The sequence below is a fragment of the Thioprofundum lithotrophicum genome, from assembly GCF_055387065.1.
This window is the reverse complement of the sequence record NZ_AP042379.1, coordinates 1,545,088-1,562,458: the sequence shown is the minus strand read 5'-3', so window position 1 is coordinate 1,562,458 and position 17,371 is coordinate 1,545,088. Positions and strand designations below refer to the sequence as shown.

Sequence of the window (17,371 nt, the reverse complement as noted above, 5' to 3'; positions counted from 1 at the left end):
CCGAGCGAGGATACTGCCATGACCATGGCCCCAACCCTCGAAACCTGGCTGCGGCAACGTGGCGTGGACTACGATCTCCTGCCCCACCCGCGCACGCTGTCGAGCCGGCAGACCGCCGAAGCGGCGCACGTGCCGCCGGATCACATCGCCAAGGCCGTCCTGGTGCGGGACGAGGCAGGCCGCTTCGCCATGGCGGTGATCCCCGCCGACGGCTGGCTGCACCTGCATGCCCTCGCCGAGGCGGCGGGCAGAAAGATGGTGCTGGCCGCCGAGGACGACGTGGATCGGCTGTTTCCCGACTGCGAGCCGGGCGCGATCCCGCCGGTGGGCCCGGCCTGGGGCCTCGAGACCTACGCCGACGAGCGCCTGCGCGCCCTGGCCAGCGTGTTCTTCGAGGCCGGCGATCACCTGGAACTGGTGCGGGTGGACGGCGAAGACTTCCCCCGGCTCCTGCCGGATGCGCACTGGGGGCATTTTGGGGGCGGGTAGGGGATGTTCGCGCAGCAACGCAACATTTTTGGCAAATGCCCAGGCGCCGGCGGAGGTTTTCGCGGCTCGCGCCGCTCCTACAAGTTCTTCCTCGCCACTCGTCCTTCGTCCCTCGGATCTAGAATTGCCAGCGCAAATCCAGATAGGGGCCGAAATTGGTGAGGACGGGGCCGGTGTCGAGTGCCGGGTCGAGGGTCATCTGCTGGTGCTGCCAGCCGCCCTGCAGGCCGAAGCCGTTGCGCCACTGGTACTGGAGCTTGGCCCGGTAGTCGAACAGGCGATCGGAGAGGCCGGAACGGCTGCCTTCGAAACCGGCCGAGAGGCCCTGGAAGGGCAGGTCGAACAGGGCCGAGGCATAGAACGAGGGGATGGTGGTGTTGAGCGTGGCGCGATCCGCCCCCGCCGCGGTGCCGCCGGCGGGAAGACTGGCATAGCCTTCGATGTGCCGCAGGTGCAGGCCGAAATCCAGGCGCAACCCCGCCTGGCGCACCGGATAGAGGATGCGGGCATCGTATTGGTCGAACTGGGTGCCCACCTCGGCGCTGAGGCTCATGAAATCGGGCGTGATGAGGCGGCGGCCGAGTTCGTCCAGGCGCACCTGCTTGTAGTCCACCTGCCAGCGCAGTCCGACCTCGCCGGCGTGTGCCGCGCCGGCAGGAAGAATAAGGCCGAGCAGAAAAGGAAAAACGGAAGAAGGGCGCATGACAGGTCCATGCCGGCGGAATGCCGGTCCTGATTGCAGTATAGGATCGGATTGGACCGGCCGCCATGGAGCGGGTTCACAGTTTGGGGATCCGGTTCCCCATCACCCCACCCCTCTCCCCCGCATCGCGGGGGAGAGGGTGCCCTTCGTTCCGGCGTGTTGGCTCAGCGCAGGCCGGATTGCGGCCGGTTACGGTGCTTCGGGGGATGTTTTCAGCTTGCCGGCCACGAAGCGGCGCAGGGCCGCGTTCAGGGCGCCGGTGTCGCGGGCCTTGCGGTAGGCCTCGGCAGCCGCCGCCGGCTGGGCAAGCGCCTCGAGCGAGAGGCCGAGCCCGATCCACCACACGCCGTTGTCGGGCCGCAAGCGGGTGAGCTGGCGATACAGGCTGGCCGCGTCCTGCTGACGGCCCTGCTTGCGGTAGTAGGCGGCCAGGAGGGCGAAATAGGCCGGATCGCGCTCGATTCGCGCCGGCCGGTACTGCTCCAGCAGGCGCACGGCCACGGCGGTGCGCTGCTGGCGGTCGAGCACTTCGGCATAGATCCGCACCAGCTGGCGGTGGCCCGGATTGCGCCGCAGGCCTTCGCGCAGCACCTCGCCGGCCTCCACCAGGCGGCCGCCGCGGATCAGCACCAAAGCCAGCAGTTCGCGGGCCTTGTCGTGATCGGGCGCGGCCGCCAGCGCCTTGCGCAGGGCCGCCTCGCCCGCTTCCTGGCGGCCCTGGCTCAGGAGGGTGTAGGCGCGGCGATAGTGTTCCTCGGCCCGCTGCAGCGGTGTGACGGGGCGCGGCGATTTGCGCACCGTGCCCGGGGAAGCGTCATCGGCTGGCGAGGGGGCTTCGGCGCCGGCCATCGCCGGCGCCGGCGGGGGCGGCGCCTGCTGCGTGGCCGCCGGTCGCCGCGGCGCCGGTTCCGGCGCCCGGGCCGTTTCCCGGGCGCGGGGCTCGGCCGCAGGGGCAGGCGGCGGTGGCGCAGGGCGGGACGCCGCCTCGGGCCGGGGTCCGGCGGGCGTGGCGGCAAGCGCCGCCCGCGCGGGCCCGGCCGGCCGGGGGGCCTCGACGGCGGCGGCGGGCGCCGGTTCGGCCACGGGGGCGGCCGCAAACCGCTCCCAGGCCAGCCAGCCGACCAGGGCGGCCAGCGGCACGCTGGCGGCGAAGGCCAGAATCAGCCAGGGCGAACGGCGCGGCGGCCGGCCCTGGCGGTAGGCGGGGGGCACCGCGCCCGGACCATCCGCGCGATCCTGGCGGCGGTCGAGATCCCGCAGCATCTGGTTGATCAGGCTCATGGGCTGCCTCCCTGCTGCAGGCGTTGCCAGAGCAGCCAGCCCGCCGCGGCCAGCAGCGTCGTCAGCAGCCCCCCGGCCAGCCACCACAGGCCCCGCCCGCCATCGCGGTTCGAGACGTCTTCGGTGTCGGCGATGGCCATGCGCACGTGTTCGCGATCCACCACCGGGTCGCCCCGCCCGTAGGCCGCCATCAGCGACTTGTGGGCCAGGATGTTGACCAGCCGGGGGATGCCGCCGCTGCCCCGGTAGAGCTGTTGCAGGGCCGGCGGCCGGAACAGGCTGCCGCCGCCCTGGTGCCCGGCCACCATCAGCCGGTGCTGCACGTAGGCGTTCATGCCCTCCCGATCGATGGGCTCCAGGCGGTAGGCGAAGGTGATGCGCTGACGCAGCTGGCGGATCTCGGGCCGGTTGAGCTTCTCTTCCAGCTCCGGCTGGCCGAACAGCACCACCTGCAGCAGCTTGCGCTTCTCGGTTTCCAGGTTGGTGAGCAGGCGCAGGGTCTCGAGGGTTTCGATGGGCATCGCCTGGGCCTCGTCGAGGCACAGCACCACCCGCTTGCCTTCGGCGTTCAGTTTCAGGATCCGCTCGGTGATGCGCTTCTGCAACTGGTGGGCGTTGGGCTGGCCCTGCGCCGGCACGCCCAGTTCCTCGGCCACCGCGCTCTGCAGGCCGTAGGGGGTGAGCATGGGGTTGGGCAGGTAGGCCGCCACGAACTGCCGGTCCAGGGTGGCCAGCAGCTTGCGGCAGAGCAGGGTCTTGCCGGTGCCCACTTCGCCGGTGACCTTGATGAAGCCCTCGCCGGCGCGCAGGGCCACCAGCAGGGTGTTGAGGGCATCGGCGTAGTGGCCGTAGGAGAAGAAGAAGCCGGTGTCCGGGGTGATGGAGAACGGCAGTTCACGCAGTCCGAAATGTTCCTGATACATGAGCGCCGCCCCATCCGATCAGGGTTGCGGGGCCGGCGGCACGGCCCCGGCATCACGCAGGCTGTCGAAACGCGCCCGGTGGGCGCGGATCTGTTCCCGCCACACGGTGCCGTCGCCCTCCACCACGGTGGGCTTGAGCAGGATCACCAGTTCGCTCTTGACCTTGCGCTGGGCCTTGTGCCGGAACAGGCCGCCCACCAGGGGCAGGTCGCCGAAGAAGGGCACGGAAGTCTCGAAGTCGAGGATCTTGTCCTGCATCAGGCCGCCGATCACCACCACCTGGCCGCTGCGCGCGTTGATGATGGTATCCGACTCGCGCACCGTGCTGAAGGCCAGCGGCAGGGAAAGCTGATCGGTGGCGCTGACGGCGACGTTCTTCTCCTGTTCGTCCACCCGGCTGATGGTGGGGTGGATGAACAGGGTCACCCTGCCGTCGTCGCTGATCTGCGGCACCACGTCGAGCGCCACGCCGGAGAAGAAGGGCGTCAGCTCCACGTTGCTGCCGGTGGTGGTGGCACCGGAGGTGAGCGCGGTATTGCTGTAGACGTTGGTGACGAAGAACTCCTCCTGCCCCACCTTGATCACCGCCTTGGTGTTGTTGAGGGTGGAGATCTTGGGACTGGAGAGCACCTGCACGTTGCCCTGGCCCTTGAGCAACTCGAGAAAGGCGCTGAAACTGGTGCCCAGCGACAGGGCGAAGGTGAACACGCCGCCGAAGGCCGAGGTGCTCGAGCCGTTCACCGGCGAGGGACTGGCCGGGTTGAGATCGCCGCTGTTGCCCTGCAGACTGGTGTAGCCCAGGCCGCTCTGGTTCACGTCGAACACGGAGCCGCCGCCCACGTGGCTGATCAGGCCCTGGTTGCTGCCGCTCTGGGCCAGCGCCGACCAGTTGATGCCGGCCTGGAAGCGTTCGGACAGCTCCACCTCGATGATCTTGGCTTCGAGGATCACCTGGCGCTGCACGTTGCGCTGGGTCTGGTTGATGAACTTCTCCACCATGCGCAGCTCGGCGGGCATGGCCCGCACCACCACCAGCCCCGACTCGGGCGAGACGACCACCGAACGCCCCTTCTCGTTGCCGATCAGGGCCTGGACCGACTTGGCGAAGGATTTCCAGAACTCCTTCTCGGTGACGGTATCGATCTGGCTGCTGGGCTGAACGCTGCGCAGATTCTGCTGACCATAGGGCGAATAGCCGCCGGCGCTGCCGCCGCCATAGGTTCCGCCCCGGCTGCCATAACCTCCCCTGCCGCCGGCTCCGCCCTGGAAACTGTCCGTCAGCTGCCCCGAGTTGACCCGCACCTGGGAGATCCCCCGGCGCTTGATGTCCAGGTAGTCCACCTTGAAGATCCGGGTGGTCATGGTGTTGGGATAGATCATGAAGTTGCCGTCGTGCTCCTCGTAGTCGTAGCCGAACACGCGGCGCACGGTCTCCAGCACCTGGCGCACGGTGACGTTCTTCAGATCCAGCGTGATGCGGCCGCGCACCTTGGGATCGACCACCATGTTGTAGGGCGTGCCTTCCACCAGGCCCATGAAAAAGTCGCGGGCACGGGCGCGGTTGACCTTGATGTCGAAACGGGGCTCGGTGTCGATGCCGGTCCGCTCGGGCAGATTCAGTGGCAGGGCCGGAATCAGGGCCCGTTCCACGTCGCTGGCGGTCGCCGGCCCGGTCGGCCGGCTGGCCTCGGCGTCGGCCAGGGTGGCATCGATTTCCGGCAGCAGGCTCTCGGGCAGGGCCCTGGCATCGGGGGCCGTGCCCGGTTCCGGTTGGGTGGCGCAACCGCCGAGCCCCAGCCCGAACAGCAGGGCGATGGCGGCGGCAGACAGACGAGACGGATGATTCTTGTTCATTGGCGACTCAGTTTCGTGCCACCGGAGTGGCCTGTTTGACCCGGCGCGGCAACAGCCGCACCGTGATGATTCGTTCCCCCTTGCGCAGACGCACCCCGGTGGGGCCGACCGACACCAGTTGGGCGCCGTCGATGCGCTGGCCGGGGCGCACCATGCGGCCGTTGATCAGGGCCAGGCGCTGGCCGTCACGGATCCAGATCCCGCTCAGGTGCCAGCCGCGCACCGTGGCCTTGCCGCTGCCGGGCAGGCGGTAACCGGGCGGGCGGGTCGGATCGTCGAGCACCTCGGCCAAGGCCGCCGGGGCCATTGCCAGCAGCAGCGCCAGCCACGCGAGCCGCAATGCCGCCCTGCCCTCAGACACCGATCCACCCCTCGTCGAGGCTCAGCGTGTGCACCCGGATGACGATGATCGCGCGGGGGTAGCGCTCCACCTTCAGTTCCAGGGCATCCCAGTAGAAGTTCCAGGGCAGCGCGTCCAGTTCCCGGAGGTAGGCCAGCAGCGAGAGATAGCTGCCAGAGAACTCCATCTCCAGGCCATGGCGGTAGACCCCGGCGCGGGGCGCCTCGTTCCCTGCCTGCCGGTCCGGTTCCGCGTCGGCCAGCAACGGCCGGGTGGGCAGGTTCTCCAGCCGGCGCAGGCGCAGGTCGGTGTGGCGGGTGAGGATGGCCTCCAGCACCCGGGCCATGCTTGCCGGATCGATGAGATCCCCCATTTGTTCCTTCAGCCGCCGATCCAGTTCGGCCATCTGCGCCTCGAGCTGTTGCCGCTGGCGCTTGAGAGCCGCATCGGGATCGGTCCGCGCCTGGCTTTCGAGGGTGCGGATCTGGGTCTCGAGCGCCGCGATCCGGGTCTGGCCGGATTCCAGCTCGGCGGCCAGGCGGGCGGCACGGGCCCGCTGGGCGCTCCACAGCATCCCGTCCCACAGCAGCCCCACCAGCACTGCGGCCAGCAGCAACAGCACGGCCCGTTCCCGCAGGCTGCGGGCCGCCCAGGCTTCGTTCAGCTTCTGCCAGGCCGTCACGATCCGTCCTCCTTGTCCGCCTGGCTGTGCAGCACGAAGCTGACCCACCTGGGGCCCTTGTCCGGCCGCGTCAGGCGCAAGGTCTCGAAGGCCGTGCCGCTGAAGATCTGCTCGTTGCCCAGCCGCTGCAGATAGCGCGGCACCAGTTCGGGTTTCAGGGCATTGCCGGCCAGGTCCAGGCGGGTGCCGCCGCCATGCAGGCGCAGTTCGGTGAGCCACAGGCCCTCGATGCGCTGGCGGGCCAGGCCGGTGAGCTGCGGCACGAAGCCCTCGGTGTTGCCGAAGCGCTTGCCGGCGAGCACCTCCAGCACCCGGCGCTTGGTCTCCACCCGCCGGGCCAACCGCTGCACCGTCTCGGCCAGGGCCGGATCGGGCTTGCGCGCGGCCTGGGCCTCACGCAGGCTCACCAGGCGGGTCTCGTTCCGGCTCAGGGTCTGGCGCGTGGCCTCGACCCGTTCGGCGAGCTGGCCGCTCCGCCAGCCCTGCCAGGCGCTGACGGCCAGCAGCACGAGCAGCAGGCCCGCCAGCCCGGCCACGGCCTGGCGCAGCGAGAGCACCTCGCGGCGGGGCCGGAATTCGTCCTGGTAGAGATTGATCTGCTGCATCAGGCGGCCTCGTCCCGCAATGCCAGGCCAATGGCCAGATGACAACGCGCCTGCAGCGACGCATCCAGGGGCGATTCGCTCGCCAGCAGCGCATTGAAATCGATTTCGACGATGCCGAGGCCGAGCTGGTTCTCCAGCGCCTCGGCCAGCCCCGGCATCTCGCGGAAACGGCCGCCGGCGGCCAGCCGCTGAATGGGCGGCAGGGTGAAATGACTCTCGTAGTAGTCGAGCGACCGCTGCACTTCGAGGACGATGCTGTCGTAGGCCCGCTGCAATTCGGGATCCGGCCCTTCCAGCGTCAGCCCGCTGGTCCCTTCGAGCCGTTCGGGCAGCGGAATCAGGATCTGTTCGCCCTGTTCCAGCTCCCGGGCCAGATAGAGTGCGGCCTGGCGGGTCAGGGTCAGCAAGCCGGTCTCGCGGCTGAAGGAGAGGCCGGCCAGGCCCTTCGCATCCTCGGGCAGCAGGGCGGTGATGTTGCGCTGGGCCATTTCGGGAATGTCGATGTACTGCAGGTTGGCGCCGGCGTCTTCGAGCAGGTCGATGCGCGCCTGCACGGCCCAGCGGGGGGCGATCACCGCATAGAGCATCGGCGTGGCGCTGCGCAGGGCCTCGCGGGGGATCTCGAACACGTCCACCACCGCTTCTTCCACGTCGTAGGGCAGCGTATCGCGGAGGCGCCAACGCACGGCCTGACGCCGCTCCTCGGGCGGCACTTCCGGCGCCGGCACCATCTGCAGGGTAAACTCGCCGGGCGAGAGGGCGGTGGCCGCCGGCACGTCTTCCAGATCGAGCTGGCGCAGACGGGTACGCAACACTTCGGCCGCCTGTTCATCCGGACCCAGAGGCTGGAACTCGGCATGCAGCAGCCGCGGCGGTCCGCCGGCTTCGCGGCGCACGTGCGCCAGCGCAATGCCTTCGTCGGTCACACTGACACCCAGAATACCCGGATTGCGAGGCTTGCGTTGAAAGAGATTCAGCAGCATCTGTCCCCACGGAGTCAGGCTGGGATATCCGCCTCCCTTTCCGGATATCGGGTTATCGCCGATCGCTCATGAACTACTGCAACAGATCGGCATAAATGCATGTTGTTGCAGGGATTATAAAGCAGTTCGCCCGTTTATCGGCAATCCATCACATTTTTTTACCAATAATTGAGAAAAATGCCGGCAAAAATCGCCATCCCCACCCAATTGTTATGCAAAAAGGCATAGAAACAGTCTTCTGGCCGCCGGTCCCGTACCCGGTACTGCTCCCAGGCGAACAGGGCGATCACGATCAGCACCGCCAGCCACCACACCGGCCCGAAGCCCAGATCCCGCCCCAGCAGGATCAGCCCCGCCACCATCATTCCCTGCAGGAGGCCGATGATCAGCCGATCCGCCTCGCCGAAGAGGATGGCGGTGGACTTCACGCCCGCCTGCAGATCGTCTTCCCGATCCGCCATGGCATAGAAGGTGTCGTAGATCACCGACCAGATCACGTTGATCACGTACAGCAGCCAGGCCGCCTTCGGCAGCGCCCCGCTCACCGCGGCGAAGGCCATGGGAATGGCCCAGCCGAAGGCCATGCCCAGCACCACCTGGGGCAGATAGGTGTAACGCTTCATGAAGGGATACACCGCGGCCAGCACCACCGCCACCAGGGCCAGACGGATGGTCAGGGGATCGAGGGTCAGCACCAGGGCGAAGGCCAGCAGGCACAGCACCGCAAACAGCCCCAGCGCCTCCCGGGGCGAGACGCGGCCGGCGGCGATGGGCCGATCCCGGGTGCGACGCACCTTGGGATCGAATTCCCGATCGGCGTAGTCGTTGATCACGCAGCCGGCCGAGCGCATCAGCACCACCCCGAGCACGAACACCACCAGGATCTTCAGCGGCGGCACGCCTTCGGCGGCGATCCACAGGGCCCAGAGGGTGGGCCACAACAGCAACAGGATGCCGATGGGCCGGTTCAGGCGCATCAGGAGGGCATACTGGCGGGCACGGTCGAGAAGGAAATCGCGATCCAGGGAAAAGGCGGCCATGGGCTCCGATCGGGGTGGCGAAACTGGGCGAATTGTAACCGTTTTGCCTTGTTCGCGCCGATGGGTTCCAATGCCGGTCATGTGCGGACGCTACACCATCGCCGCGGGCCCGGAATTCATCGCCGAATGGTTTGCCATCGACGGCCCGGTGCCCGACTACACGCCCAGTTTCAACGTCACCCCCGACTCGCAGGTGCCGGTGGTGACCCGCGCGCCGGCCAATGGCCGCACCTGCGCCCTGATGCGCTGGGGACTGGTGCCCCACTGGGCCGATTCGCCCCGCCCCCGCTACCGGCTGATCAACGCCAGGGCCGAAACCCTGGCCCACAAGCCGCTCTGGCGCGGCCCCCTGCGCCATCGCCGCTGCCTGGTGCCGGCCAGCGGTTTCTATGAATGGCAGGCCACGCCCACCGGCAAACAACCCTGGTACATCCGCCCGGCGAAAGATCCCCTCTTCGCCTTCGCCGGGCTGTGGGAGTACCGTGAAGGCGAACATCCACGCGACACCTTCGCCATCATCACCGTCGCGGCCAACCGGGTGGTCGCCCGCATCCACGCTCGCATGCCTGCCATCCTCACGCCGGCCGACTACGACCGCTGGCTCGACCCGGCCATCACCGAACCGGCCGCAGTCGAGGATCTGCTCCGCCCCCTGCCCGCCGAGGCACTCGAGATGTATCCGGTGAGCCGCCGGGTGAACAACCCGCGCCACGACGGCCCGGAGCTGATCCGGCCCGTGTCCTGACGGCCTGTGGCGCGACGACCGGCTTTTCCAACAGCCTGGTAACAAAACCTTCATGTTCATGCGGCACAATCCGCTCCGGCTGACATTCCCTACAACACGAACCGGAGGCATCCATGCGCGTTCACCCCTTCTTTCAGTCCCTGCTGCTGTTCCTGGGCCTTGGCCTTGTGGCCGGCGGTTGCGCCACCGCGGATCAGGACCGTGGCAGTGACGAGGCCCTGAGCCTGTACGAAGTCCATCACGACGGCCGCATCCACGTCTTCTACGACAAGGGCCTCTACGAAGACTTTCTGAAACTGGGCGAAACCCCCTTCCGCCTGACCCGGATCGGTGCCGGCCCCCACGGGGAGACCGTGGTCTTCGGCCTGACCAAACACGACAAGAAGATGAAAAAGCCGGTGCCGGCCATCGCGATCTTCGACGGCAAACGCGACGCCCCTGCCCGCTTCTACGGCGAAATGGTGCGCGAAGGCCGGATCTACGTGTTCGACAACTATGCCCAGATGAAGGCCGTGCGCGAGCTGGGCGAGCCGACGTACCGCTTCACCCGGATCGGCGCGGGCCCCCGGGGCGAGACCGTGGTGTTCGTGCTCACCAAGGCCAACAAGAAGCAGCGCCCCGATGCCCTGATCGCCCGCTTCAAGGCCGAGCACGCCGGATCCTGAGCCGAACCGACCTCCCTTGCGGCAAGAACCGGAGGCTTCGCCTCCGGTTTTTTTTGCCCGGTCGAACCCCCGGCGCCATGGGACGGCAACGGCCATCGGCTATAATGGCGGCATGAAGTTCCAGTCCCTCGCCATCGGCCAGAAGTTCACCTGGAACGGAGATACCTGGGTCAAGACCTCCCCCCTGGTGGCCACCCGTTACGAGAGCGACGTGCAGAAACTGGTGCCCCGCTACGTGGAGGTCACCCTGCTGCCGGACAGCCCGCCCGCGGGCACAAGGCCCGCCCGCCCCCTCACGCCCGATCAGGTCCGTGACGCCTTCGACCGCTTCTACGGGCGCGCCCTGGCGCTGCTCGAAGCCGAGCTGGAAACGGAACTGCACCAGCGCCTGCAGGCCGAACTCGACGGCCTGCGCCGGCAGTTCATGTACCACATCGAAGGGGAAGACGAGCAGGCATAAAAAGGAACGAGGAACAAGCGGTGGGTTGGCTTCGATAACCTCCTCCCTCGGCTCTGGCATCCTGTTTCGCTCTACCTCCTACATCCCTGTAGTCGTCGCCACTCGTCCCTGTCTTCAGGCCAGCGCGTCGTCGGCCACGTGGTATCTGGGATCCTCGAGCACGTTCACTTCCACCAGATCGCCGGCCTTCTTGAGCAGTTCGCGGCATTCGGGCGACAGGTGGCGCAGGTGCAGGCGCTTGCCGGCGCGGATGTAGCGTTCGGCGAGGGTGTCGATGGCCTCGATGGCCGAGTGATCCACCACGCGGGAGTGCTGGAACTCGATGATCACCTCGTCCGGATCGTCCTCGGGATGGAACAGATCGAGAAAGTTCTTCACCGAGCCGAAGAACAGCGGGCCGTTCAGTTCATAGACGCGGGTGCCGTCGGGTTCGTCGCGGCGATTGACGTGGATGTGCCGCGCGTGCTCCCAGGCGAAGGCCAGGGCCGAGACGATCACCCCCACCACCACCGCCATGGCCAGATCGGTGAACACGGTCACCGCCGAGACCAGCACCAGCACGAAGGCGTCGGTGCGCGGGATCTTGCCCATGATCCGGAAGCTGGACCATTCGAAGGTGGCCAGCACCACCATGAACATCACGCCCACGAGGGCGGCGATGGGAATGCGCTCGATCAGATCCGAGGCAAAGAGGATGAAGCCGAGCAGGAACAGGGCGGCGGCGATGCCCGACAGGCGCTGGCGGCCGCCCGAGTTCACGTTGATCATGCTCTGGCCGATCATGGCGCAGCCGCCCATGCCGCCGAAGAAGCCGGTGACGGTGTTGGCGATGCCCTGCCCCACGCATTCGCGGTTGCCGCGGCCGCGGGTACCGGTCACGTCGTCGATGAGGCTCAGGGTCAGCAGCGATTCGATGAGGCCCACCGCGGCCAGGATCGCCGCATAGGGGAAAATGATCTTCAGGGTCTCGAGGTTCAGCGGCACCGACGGCAGGTGAAAGGTCGGCAGGCCACCCTCGATGGAGGCCAGATCGCCGACGGTGCGGGTGTCGATGTCGAGCCCCAGCACCAGCAGCGATACGGCGATGATGGCCGCCAGCGCCGCGGGAAAGGCGCCGGTGAGCTTCGGCAGGAAGTGCATGATCAGCATGGTCAGGGTCACCAGGCCCAGCATCACGGCCAGCTCCCGGCCCTGCATCCAGGCCCGCACGCCCTCGGCGTCTGCCACCTGGAAGTGCTGGAGCTGGGCCAGGAAGATGACGATGGCCAGGCCGTTGACGAAGCCCAGCATCACCGGGTAGGGCACCATGCGGATGTACTTGCCGAGGCGCAGCACGCCTGCGCCGATCTGCAACAGGCCGGTGAGCACCACCGTGGCGAACAGGTATTCCACCCCATGCTGGGCCACCAGCGAGACCATCACCACCGCCATGGCTCCGGTGGCGCCCGAGATCATCCCCGGCCGGCCGCCGAAGATGGCCGCCAGCAGGCCCACCATGAAGGCGGCATACAATCCCACCAGCGGTTCCACCCCCGCCACGAAGGCGAAGGCCACCGCCTCCGGCACCAGGGCCAGGGCCACGGTGAGCCCGGAGAGGATTTCATTCTTGAAACAGGCGCGGCTGGCGCAACCCAACTGGAACATGCACGACCTCGGCAAAACGGCGGGACAAAAAGGCCGCGCATGATAGCAGGGCCGAGGTGCGAGGGAAATGTGAATCGTCTCAAAATGGTTTTACCTCCCATCCGCAGGGCGGCTCTAGCGCAGCGGAGCCGCCATGACGGGATGACACCATTCTTTGCCGGCTCCGCTGCGCTTGAGCCGGCCTACACCTGCCCAGACCGGTGCCGTTTGTGTCAACACAATTTTGAGACGTTCAATAAACGGCGAGGGCGCCGCGCCTACTTGATGTTATCCGCCAGCCGCTAGCGCAGCCCGGTCAATGCTTCTCCCGTGTTCCCGCCGGTTCGCGCCGGCCGGGCAGGTATTCCACCGAGGGGATGCGCTGCACCGGCTGGGGATAGAGGGCCATCAGTTGCAGGAATTCCTCGGGCATCTCGGTGCTCACGTTGAGGCCGAATTCGCGGGCCTGCTCCGGGGTGATGGGGTAGTCGTGGGTCCAGGTGCCGGTACTGAGCTTCTCGGCCAGTTCCCGGGCCTCCCCCTCGGGCAGCTTGCCGGAGAGCAGCTCGGTGACCGCCTCGCAGACCTGCTGCCGGGCCTTGCGGGCCTGGTCGGCCAGAATCAGGGTCTGGTCGTCGATCTTCTCCACCGGCTTCTGCTCCACCACCTTGAGGATGGACGCCGCCGCCTGCTGGCCGAGCTGGGGATCCACCGGGCCGAGCACGGCATGGGGGCTCATGACGATCTCGTCGGCGGCCAGGGCGATCAGCGTGCCGCCGGACATGGCGTAATGGGGCACGATGACCCGCACCCGGCCCTGGTGACGGTCGATGGCCCGGGCGATCTGCAGGGCCGCCAGCACCAGGCCGCCGGGAGTGTGCACCACCAGATCGATGGGCGTCTGCGGATCCGTGAGGTGGATGGCGCGGATCACTTCCTCCGAATCGTGGATGTCGATGAAGCGCATCAGCGGAAAGCCGAGCAGGCTCATGGTCTCCTGCCGGTGCACCAGCAGGATCACCCGCGAGCCCCGCTCCTGCTCCAGACGGGCGATGAGCCGGGTGCGGCTGGCCTCGAGCATCCGCTGGCGCAGCACCGGCTGCAGCGCCACCAGCATGAAGAACAGCCAGAACAGAACGGAAAAGGGATCCATGGTGATGTCTCCTGTCGGGTTTCAGCGCCGCGTGCGGCGGTTGAGATCGTCGAGTATCCTGCGCCCCCAGACTTCGGCCGGCCCCAGTTCGTCGGGATGCCAGGGGCGGTTGCGTTCCGCGGAAAGAAAGAAGCGGTACAGCAGCATGCCGGCCAGAAATCCGCCAATGTGGGCCCACCAGGCCACGCCGCCCACCTGTTGCCCCTGGAACACGGACGTGGCGCCCGAGAAGAACTGCATCAGGAACCAGAAGAACAGGAACAGGGCCGCCGGCACGGTGAAGAACAGCGGGTAGAACAGGATCGGCACCACGGCGATCACCCGCGAATGGGGAAACATCAGGAAGTAGGCCCCCAGCACGCCGGCGATGGCCCCCGAGGCGCCGATGGTGGGCACGGTGGAATCGGGATTGACCAGCACGTGAATGATGGCGGCGATCACGCCACAGGCCAGATAGAACAGCAGAAAGCGCAGCGGCCCCATGCGGTCTTCCACGTTGTCACCGAACAGCCACAGGAACCACATGTTGCCGATGATGTGCATCCAGCCCCCGTGCAGGAACATGCTGGTGACGAAGGGCCAGTAATCGCCCACCGGGAACCCCACCGTGGCGGCCCAGTCGGGATGGGTATAGCGCGCGGGCACCACGCCGAACAGGTGCACGAAGGCCTGCAGCGTCTGCGGCGGCAGGCTCAGCTCGAACAGGAACACGAGGCTGTTGAGCACCACGAGGGCCCACATCATCACGGGCGGATAGCGGGCGGGGATGGAATCCTGGAGGGGGAACATGCGTGGTTCTTTCCTTGGCCGAATCGTATTGCAATCCTATCGCGGCGAGGGCGCCGCTCCTACCCCCTTTCGTCCGGCGGCTTCAGCCTTCCAGGGCGGCCAGCGCCCGGTTCGGCACGTCCGGATGCTTCTGTCGCCAGGCCAGCTTGCGCTCGATGGCCTCGAGCAGCGCCGCGGAGAAGTTCACGCCCTCGAAGTCCTCGGCGCCGATCAGGCCACCGGGGGACTGCACGTTCACTTCCATCACCTTGTCGCCCACGATGTCGAGGCCGGCGAAGAAGATGCCGTCGGCCTGCAGACGCGGGCGCATGGCCTCGGCCAGCTCGAGCATCGCCGGCGTGACCTCGGCCGGCCGGGCGATGCCGCCGGCGGTAAGGTTGGAGCGGATGTCGGCGTCGCCGGTGCGCCGCTGGCGGTGGATGGCCGCGATGCGGCCCCGGTATTCGAAGGGCCGGCCGTTGAGCAGGAACAGGCGGGTGTCGCCGTGGATGGCGTCGGGCAGATACTGCTGGGCGATGCAGAAGCCGTCGCGGGCCACCGCCTCGATCATCTGGTTGACGTTGGGCGTATCGTGGGGGCGCACCAGGAACACGTTGCGCCCGCCCGAGCCGGCCAGCGGCTTGAGCACCGCATGGCCGCCCTGGGCGGCGATGAAATCCTTGATCTCGCTCTTGTCGCGGGTGACGAGGGTGCGCGGGCGCACCGACTCGGGGAAGTATTCCAGATACAGCTTGTTGAGGCCGAGCGCGAGGCCGTCCGGATCGTTGAGCACCAGCACGCCATCGCGTACCGCCAGCCGCCCGAAGTCGATGGCCGCCGCGCGCGCCCAGGGGCGGCTGAACACGTCGAGGCTGGGATCGTTGCGCGGCAGCAGCACGTCCAGCTCGGCCACGGCGATCTCCTCGCGGCCCTGGCGGGCGGTGTCCCAGACCCCTTCGAGAAAGGCGCGCCGCTTGCGGTGGGCGCGGGGCGGCACCTTCACCGCATGGGCATAGACGTGATCGTCGGGGCGCAGCACCAGATCGCCCACGTCGATGTACCAGACCTCGTGGCCATGCCGCACCGCCACCATCGCCAGCTGGGTGGTGGTATAGCCGAAGCGTTCCTCGAACAGATCGTTGACGATGATGCCGATGCGCATCAGGCCGCCTCCAGCAGTTGGGGCACGCCGATTCCCGCGGCCAGGCGGCGCAGGCGCGCCCTGGCGCCGGGCGTCTCGAGAAACCGCGGCAACAGGGCCGGCGGCTGCACGATGGTGCGCCAGCGCAGCTCCTCCACATAGGGCAGCCAGGCGTCGGCCAGCTTGCCCACGTAGAGGCCGGCCAGATCCACGCCTTCGGCCAGGCGTTGCAGGAGACGCTGCAGGCCGCGCAGATAGACGGCATCCTTGGTGTAACCGCCGCCCCGGAAGGTGCGCATGGTCATCATCCAGGCGGATCGTGCGCCGAAGCCATATTCCTTGTGCAGGGTGCGGAAGGTGGTGACGAAATCGGCGCCCGCGGTGATGAGCTGCACCGCCTTGACCCGCCCGGCGAGCTGGCGCAGGCGCGCGGCTTCCAGCCCGCCCACCAGGTATTCGGCCAGCACCGCCAGCCCTTCCTGCATGGGCTCGTAACCGGCCATGCCCTCCTGCAGCTCGCGGAAGGGCTGATGACGGCCATTGTGCCAGGTGAGCACGTGGGTGCCGATCTCGTGGGCGAGCGCCACCTCCACCCGCGATGCGGCCACCTTCGCGCCCCGGCCGATCAGGAAACGGCCGTGGGAGACCAGGATGCCGGCAATGTCGTCGCGCACCTCCACCCCCGAGCGCAGGCGCCGGTCCTGCCGGCGGTAGAAGGCCAGTTCCTCACGGGCGCGGGCGGCGAAGGCCTCGGCATCGAGCCACGGCCCGGCGGACTCGCGGCCATCGTGGTCGATGCCCGCGAGCAGTTCGTCGGCCAGGGCCGCCAGTTCCGGCTCCACGTCACCGAACAGGGCACGGCTCCCCGGCAGGAAACGTGGCGTGTTGCGGTCGGCCAGCAGGGTGATCTGGCGATCCAGCTCATCGCGCTTGGCGTGCAGGATGCGCGCCAGGGTGGGATCCTCGATGCGTTCCAGGGGCAGGCGGAACAGGCGCCGCTTGATCTGGCCCGGTGCCACCGTGCGGGGCCGGTAGAGAAATTCGGGAGGGCGTTCGAAGCCGCTGCGGCGAAAGGCCTCCCAAGCGGCTTCGGTGTTCACGGGGGTGACATGCAGCAGCAGGTCGAACGCGGCGCTGATCCGGGCCAGCCCCCGATCCACCTTCAGGGCCTCGGTGTCGGGCGTCTGCGGGCCGAGTTCGTGAAAGTGCGCCGGGCGCCAGCGGGTGCAGTGCTGGGCAAAGGCGTGGAAGCTGCGCTTGAGCGCGGTGTTGAGGCGCCGGCGGAAGGCCTCCCAGGCGAACACGTACACCTCGCCACTGCGGGGGTCCCGGTACACCGGGCTGACCTCGAGACCCAGGCAGGTCACGCCTTCCCGCCGGCAACACGGCCAGGGCGAGGCGGCCGGCGCATGCACCGTCTCCACGTAGTCCACGCAGATGGTGGGCGTGCGCCGATGGATGGTACAGGCCAGCAGGGCTTCCTCCATCTCCTCCAGCACGGCCACGGGCGGCGCGTGGGAAGGGGCCACGATGCGGAACACGTGGGGCGGTCTCTCCTCCTCGCCGCGGGGGGGACGCAGCCACATCTCCAGCAGCAGGAAGGCGCCGAAACGCGCCGTCAGCACCGCCGAGATGTCGTCCAGCAGGGATGCCACCCCGGCGGGATCCGTCTGCGGCGGCAGCAACAGCCAGGCCGACTGGCTGGCGATCAGGCCCTCGGTGGCCGGATCCGCTTCGGGCCCGGGGCGCCGGTAGAGGCACAGGAAGGGCACGGGCCGGTCGAACACCAGCCGCCCGCCGCCCGGCAGATCCCGGCGCACGCCCTCGCCGCGGCGCAGGGCCGCCACCACCGCCGCGCGCTCGGTTTCGGAAACGAGGGGGATCCGGTCATCCATGCCGGATGACATTGATGCCCG

18 protein-coding genes are annotated in these 17,371 nt (G+C 68.1%); 5 read left to right on the top strand and 13 right to left on the bottom strand.

Annotation, left to right across the window (positions count from 1 at the left end):
* The first annotated feature begins 18 nt into the window (after positions 1–18).
* Complete coding sequence (locus tag ACZ5BH_RS07275; protein ID WP_464888594.1) at positions 19–489, top strand: aminoacyl-tRNA deacylase; 471 nt, start codon at positions 19–21, stop codon at positions 487–489.
* Positions 490–607: 118 nt separating this feature from the next.
* On the opposite strand, the gene ACZ5BH_RS07270 is transcribed toward ACZ5BH_RS07275, so the two are convergent.
* The 4 genes from ACZ5BH_RS07270 to mshL form a co-directional block, all read right to left on the bottom strand.
* Positions 608–1,192 carry a porin family protein gene (locus ACZ5BH_RS07270; RefSeq protein WP_464888593.1) on the bottom strand — a complete coding sequence of 195 codons (585 nt, stop codon included), beginning with the start codon at positions 1,190–1,192 and terminating at the stop codon, positions 608–610.
* 189 nt (positions 1,193–1,381) lie between these two features.
* Positions 1,382–2,473, bottom strand: coding sequence for a tetratricopeptide repeat protein (locus ACZ5BH_RS07265; RefSeq protein WP_464888592.1), 1,092 nt, complete (start codon positions 2,471–2,473; stop codon positions 1,382–1,384).
* The gene (locus ACZ5BH_RS07260; protein ID WP_464888591.1) at positions 2,470–3,396 is read right to left on the bottom strand and encodes an ExeA family protein; all 927 of its coding nucleotides are present in this window, start codon (positions 3,394–3,396) and stop codon (positions 2,470–2,472) included. Before ACZ5BH_RS07260 ends, ACZ5BH_RS07265 begins: the two co-directional genes overlap by 4 nt.
* An 18-nt stretch (positions 3,397–3,414) precedes the next feature.
* Positions 3,415–5,250, bottom strand: coding sequence for a pilus (MSHA type) biogenesis protein MshL (gene mshL / locus ACZ5BH_RS07255; RefSeq protein ID WP_464888590.1), 1,836 nt, complete (start codon positions 5,248–5,250; stop codon positions 3,415–3,417).
* Between mshL and ACZ5BH_RS07250 the strand changes: the two genes are divergently transcribed.
* Positions 5,243–5,653 carry a DUF1702 family protein gene (locus ACZ5BH_RS07250; RefSeq protein WP_464888589.1) on the top strand — a complete coding sequence of 137 codons (411 nt, stop codon included), beginning with the start codon at positions 5,243–5,245 and terminating at the stop codon, positions 5,651–5,653. The two genes, mshL and ACZ5BH_RS07250, sit on opposite strands and share 8 nt — an antisense overlap.
* Here ACZ5BH_RS07250 and ACZ5BH_RS07245 read toward each other — a convergent pair.
* From ACZ5BH_RS07245 to ubiA, 4 genes are all read right to left on the bottom strand, one after another.
* Positions 5,604–6,272, bottom strand: coding sequence for a hypothetical protein (locus ACZ5BH_RS07245; RefSeq protein WP_464888588.1), 669 nt, complete (start codon positions 6,270–6,272; stop codon positions 5,604–5,606). The two genes, ACZ5BH_RS07250 and ACZ5BH_RS07245, sit on opposite strands and share 50 nt — an antisense overlap.
* Positions 6,269–6,877, bottom strand: coding sequence for a PilN domain-containing protein (locus ACZ5BH_RS07240; protein ID WP_464888587.1), 609 nt, complete (start codon positions 6,875–6,877; stop codon positions 6,269–6,271). Before ACZ5BH_RS07240 ends, ACZ5BH_RS07245 begins: the two co-directional genes overlap by 4 nt.
* Positions 6,877–7,803 (bottom strand): hypothetical protein, encoded by a 927-nt coding sequence (locus ACZ5BH_RS07235; RefSeq protein WP_464888586.1) that lies wholly within the window; start codon positions 7,801–7,803, stop codon positions 6,877–6,879. The genes ACZ5BH_RS07240 and ACZ5BH_RS07235 overlap by 1 nt, the downstream gene beginning before the upstream one ends.
* Positions 7,804–8,018: 215 nt before the next feature.
* Entirely contained in the window at positions 8,019–8,900 is an 882-nt protein-coding gene (gene ubiA / locus ACZ5BH_RS07230) for a 4-hydroxybenzoate octaprenyltransferase (protein WP_464888585.1), read from the bottom strand.
* A gap of 70 nt (positions 8,901–8,970) precedes the next feature.
* On the opposite strand from ubiA, the gene ACZ5BH_RS07225 reads away from it, so the two are divergent.
* The 3 genes from ACZ5BH_RS07225 (at position 8,971) to ACZ5BH_RS07215 (ending at position 10,770) form a co-directional block, all read left to right on the top strand.
* Positions 8,971–9,645 carry an SOS response-associated peptidase gene (locus tag ACZ5BH_RS07225; RefSeq protein ID WP_464888584.1) on the top strand — a complete coding sequence of 225 codons (675 nt, stop codon included), beginning with the start codon at positions 8,971–8,973 and terminating at the stop codon, positions 9,643–9,645.
* A 113-nt stretch (positions 9,646–9,758) separates the two neighbouring features.
* Positions 9,759–10,310 carry a hypothetical protein gene (locus tag ACZ5BH_RS07220; RefSeq protein ID WP_464888583.1) on the top strand — a complete coding sequence of 184 codons (552 nt, stop codon included), beginning with the start codon at positions 9,759–9,761 and terminating at the stop codon, positions 10,308–10,310.
* Positions 10,311–10,422: 112 nt separating this feature from the next.
* A complete protein-coding gene (locus tag ACZ5BH_RS07215) occupies positions 10,423–10,770 on the top strand; it encodes a hypothetical protein (RefSeq protein WP_464888582.1) in 348 nt (115 codons plus the stop codon).
* A 114-nt stretch (positions 10,771–10,884) separates the two neighbouring features.
* Here the strand turns inward: ACZ5BH_RS07215 and ACZ5BH_RS07210 are convergent, their stop codons facing one another.
* The 5 genes from ACZ5BH_RS07210 to ACZ5BH_RS07190 form a co-directional block, all read right to left on the bottom strand.
* Positions 10,885–12,414 (bottom strand): SulP family inorganic anion transporter, encoded by a 1,530-nt coding sequence (locus ACZ5BH_RS07210; RefSeq protein WP_464888581.1) that lies wholly within the window; start codon positions 12,412–12,414, stop codon positions 10,885–10,887.
* Positions 12,415–12,709: 295 nt separating this feature from the next.
* Positions 12,710–13,546, bottom strand: coding sequence for an SDH family Clp fold serine proteinase (locus ACZ5BH_RS07205; protein WP_464888580.1), 837 nt, complete (start codon positions 13,544–13,546; stop codon positions 12,710–12,712).
* Positions 13,547–13,567: 21 nt separating this feature from the next.
* A complete protein-coding gene (locus tag ACZ5BH_RS07200) occupies positions 13,568–14,335 on the bottom strand; it encodes a rhomboid family intramembrane serine protease (protein ID WP_464888579.1) in 768 nt (255 codons plus the stop codon).
* A gap of 82 nt (positions 14,336–14,417) precedes the next feature.
* Positions 14,418–15,476, bottom strand: coding sequence for an ATP-grasp domain-containing protein (locus ACZ5BH_RS07195; protein ID WP_464888578.1), 1,059 nt, complete (start codon positions 15,474–15,476; stop codon positions 14,418–14,420).
* Complete coding sequence (locus ACZ5BH_RS07190) at positions 15,476–17,350, bottom strand: flavohemoglobin expression-modulating QEGLA motif protein (protein ID WP_464888577.1); 1,875 nt, start codon at positions 17,348–17,350, stop codon at positions 15,476–15,478. The genes ACZ5BH_RS07195 and ACZ5BH_RS07190 overlap by 1 nt, the downstream gene beginning before the upstream one ends.
* Between the last annotated feature and the right edge of the window lie 21 nt (positions 17,351–17,371).

Bases quoted from the DNA above. Each gene is read 5' to 3' on its own strand.
- ubiA (WP_464888585.1), bottom strand. From the start codon at position 8,900: ATGGCCGCCTTTTCCCTGGATCGCGATTTCCTTCTCGACCGTGCCCGC.
- ACZ5BH_RS07265 (WP_464888592.1), bottom strand. From the start codon at position 2,473: ATGAGCCTGATCAACCAGATGCTGCGGGATCTCGACCGCCGCCAGGAT.
- ACZ5BH_RS07275 (WP_464888594.1), top strand. From the start codon at position 19: ATGACCATGGCCCCAACCCTCGAAACCTGGCTGCGGCAACGTGGCGTG.
- ACZ5BH_RS07195 (WP_464888578.1), bottom strand. From the start codon at position 15,476: ATGCGCATCGGCATCATCGTCAACGATCTGTTCGAGGAACGCTTCGGC.
- ACZ5BH_RS07260 (WP_464888591.1), bottom strand. From the start codon at position 3,396: ATGTATCAGGAACATTTCGGACTGCGTGAACTGCCGTTCTCCATCACC.
- mshL (WP_464888590.1), bottom strand. From the start codon at position 5,250: ATGAACAAGAATCATCCGTCTCGTCTGTCTGCCGCCGCCATCGCCCTG.
- ACZ5BH_RS07190 (WP_464888577.1), bottom strand. From the start codon at position 17,350: ATGGATGACCGGATCCCCCTCGTTTCCGAAACCGAGCGCGCGGCGGTG.
- ACZ5BH_RS07220 (WP_464888583.1), top strand. From the start codon at position 9,759: ATGCGCGTTCACCCCTTCTTTCAGTCCCTGCTGCTGTTCCTGGGCCTT.
- ACZ5BH_RS07270 (WP_464888593.1), bottom strand. From the start codon at position 1,192: ATGCGCCCTTCTTCCGTTTTTCCTTTTCTGCTCGGCCTTATTCTTCCT.
- ACZ5BH_RS07215 (WP_464888582.1), top strand. From the start codon at position 10,423: ATGAAGTTCCAGTCCCTCGCCATCGGCCAGAAGTTCACCTGGAACGGA.
- ACZ5BH_RS07210 (WP_464888581.1), bottom strand. From the start codon at position 12,414: ATGTTCCAGTTGGGTTGCGCCAGCCGCGCCTGTTTCAAGAATGAAATC.
- ACZ5BH_RS07205 (WP_464888580.1), bottom strand. From the start codon at position 13,546: ATGGATCCCTTTTCCGTTCTGTTCTGGCTGTTCTTCATGCTGGTGGCG.
- ACZ5BH_RS07200 (WP_464888579.1), bottom strand. From the start codon at position 14,335: ATGTTCCCCCTCCAGGATTCCATCCCCGCCCGCTATCCGCCCGTGATG.
- ACZ5BH_RS07225 (WP_464888584.1), top strand. From the start codon at position 8,971: ATGCCGGTCATGTGCGGACGCTACACCATCGCCGCGGGCCCGGAATTC.
- ACZ5BH_RS07240 (WP_464888587.1), bottom strand. From the start codon at position 6,877: ATGCAGCAGATCAATCTCTACCAGGACGAATTCCGGCCCCGCCGCGAG.